This is a genomic window from Promicromonospora citrea, from assembly GCF_013004695.1.
GTDB classification, from domain to species: Bacteria; Actinomycetota; Actinomycetes; order Actinomycetales; family Cellulomonadaceae; genus Promicromonospora; species Promicromonospora citrea.
Genome location: NZ_JABEMG010000252.1, coordinates 1 through 2,465, shown reverse-complemented (window position 1 = coordinate 2,465; position 2,465 = coordinate 1). Strand labels below are relative to the sequence as shown.

Annotated in this window: 2 protein-coding genes; both read right to left on the bottom strand. The window is 76.2% G+C overall.

Annotated features, from left to right (window positions below; translation table 11 throughout):
• The coding region (locus HLB15_RS23265) for a hypothetical protein (protein WP_171109109.1) at positions 1 to 790 on the bottom strand (790 nt) is incomplete at its 3' end.
• Positions 791 to 1,008: 218 nt separating this feature from the next.
• Positions 1,009 to 2,465, bottom strand: a 1,457-nt coding sequence (locus tag HLB15_RS23260) for a bifunctional ADP-dependent NAD(P)H-hydrate dehydratase/NAD(P)H-hydrate epimerase (RefSeq protein WP_171109107.1), incomplete at its 5' end; no start/stop codon positions are given.

The window sequence follows — 2,465 nt, the reverse complement described above, 5'->3', positions numbered from 1 at the left end:
CGAGGCCCGCGAGCAGCGCGCGGTAGGCGCGCCGCGCGGCGGGCCCTACGCCGTCGGGCCCCGCCCACAGGGCGTCCCCGCGCAGCTCCGCCGGGGTGAGCGAGCCGGCGAGCTCGAGCGCGAGCCGCGGGTTGCCCGCGCTCCACCACCGCAGCTGCTCGACGACGTCGGCCGCGACGGGCGTGCTCAGCTCCGTGTCGAGCACGCGGCGCAGGGCGGCGCGGTCCAGCGGCCCCAGCTCGAGCACCTCGACGTCGTCCGAGAGCTGTTCGACCGCGATGCTGCGCACCGCGGCGATGACCCGCCAGTCCTGCCCGTACGCCTCGTCCGCGAGGTGCTGGAGCCAGCGCGCGCGGTCCTGCGTGAGCACGCCGACGTCGTCGACGAACAGGACGCGCGGGCCCGAGCCGAGCTGGTCCGCGCCGGTCGACACCGCACGCAGCAGGCCCGCCGCGTCGAGCTCGGCGTCGCCCGCATGGTCGGGCACGGCCCAGGCGGACAGGTCGATGCGGCGCGTGGTGTCGAGGTCGTGCGCCGACGGGCGGGTCGAGCACGGGCGCACGATCCGCACGGCCGACGAGCCCGCCCCGACCTGCCGCAGCGCCTGCAGCACCGTCGCCGTCTTGCCGATCCCGCTGAGCCCGCGCACGACGAGCACCGTCGGGTCCAGGTCCGTCGCGAAGTGACCGATGACGCGCAGCTCCCGGTCACGGCCGTGGACCACGAGATCTCTCCCCCTGACGCCTGCCTGGCCCGTCATCGACTCCGACAGCACCGGAGGAACGGCCACGGAAGGCCCGTAGCTTGATGGCACGCAAACCCCAATTCGCCACTTACATGAATATTGATGAGAAGCGCGTCAGGGAGTCTATGTCAGGTGAGAATTCGTGCGAATTGTGACTGTGGTACGGAATTAGATCACGAATGCCCATTTCATTACACCAGTCGAACGGAGTCGGCATCTCGTGGCTGTGTCCCCCGGCCCTCGGCGGGGGCGACGGCCGCCCGTCAACGGCCCAGGATCTCCGCGACCACGGCGGGCACCGCACGGGCGATCTCCAGCGCCGCGACCGGCCCGCCCGCCGACGCCCGCGTCGCGGCCCGCCCGTGCACCAGGACGGCCGCGGCGGCGAGGCGCGCCGCGAGCGTCTCGTCCCGGACGGCCTCGGCCGAGCGCCCGGCGAGCAGCGTGCCGAGGATGCCCGCGAGCACGTCGCCGGCGCCTGCCGTCCCGGTCCACGCGGGCGCGTCCGCCTGGGTGTAGACGTCACCCGGGCCTGCCACGACCGTGACTGCCCCCTTGAGCAGGATCGTGGCGCCCGTCGCCTGGTGGGCGGTGCGCGCCCAGTGCAGGGGACGCGCCTCCACCGCCGCCCGGTCCACGTCGTGGCCGAGCCCGCGCAGCAGCTCGGCCAGCTCGCCCGCGTGCGGCGTGAGCACCGCGAACGCCGGCAGCCTGTGCTCCAGCATCGTCAGCGCGCCCGCGTCGACGACGGCGGGCACCCGGCCGCCCGTGACGTCCTCGGACAGCACGCCCGTCACCGCGGCGAGCGCCCCGAAGATCCGGCGGGCCTGGCCCTCGTCGTCCGGTCCGTCGTCGTCGGGGTCGAGCACGGGGACGCCGGGACCGAGCACCCAGGCCTGGACCCGTCCGCCCGCGACGACCACCTCGGGCCGGGCCAGCAGCACGCGCGTGCCGACCGACTCGGGTCCCAGGTAGCGCACCATGCCGGCACCGGTGAGCACCGCGCCCGACGTCGCGAGCACGGCGGCGCCCGGGTACGTGCCCGTCCCCGCGACCACGCCGACCACGCCGCGCGTGTACTTGTGGTCGCCCGGCCCCGGCACGGGCCAGAGCTCCGCCACGTCGGCGGCCTCGAGCCGCAGCACGCGCCCGGCCGCGGGGTCCGCGGCTCCCCAGGCGTGGCGGGGGCCTGCGGTGCGCGGTGCGGCACCCGGCGTGGCAGGGAACCCGATGTCGACCAGCTCCACGGCACCGGCGACGCCCGCGGCGGGCGGCAGGACCAGGCCGGGCTTGAGGGCGCCGAAGGTGACCGTGCGGTCAGCTCGCAGGACCGGGCCGGGGAGCGCTCCGTCGTCCACGCCGATCCCGCTGGGGATGTCGACGGCGACCGTGTACGGCCACTGGTCGCCCGCGGCCGCACGAGCGTCGGCGAGCGCCCGCACGAGGCCGCCTGCCGGCGGCCGGAGCGCACCGCGTGCGCCGACGCCGACCAGCCCGTCGAGCACGACGTCGGCACCGCGCACGGCCTCGACGACGGCGGGGACGCGGAGGTCGGCCAGGCTCGCCACCTGGCCGCCGACCTCGCGGAACCGGGCGAGGCCTGCCTCGTGCGCGCGGGCGGACGCGAGGACCGCGGTGACCGTCAGCCCGCGCTGCACGAGGTGCGCGCCGGCGTAGAGGGTGTCGCCGCCGTTGTTCCCCGGCCCGACGAGCAGCACGG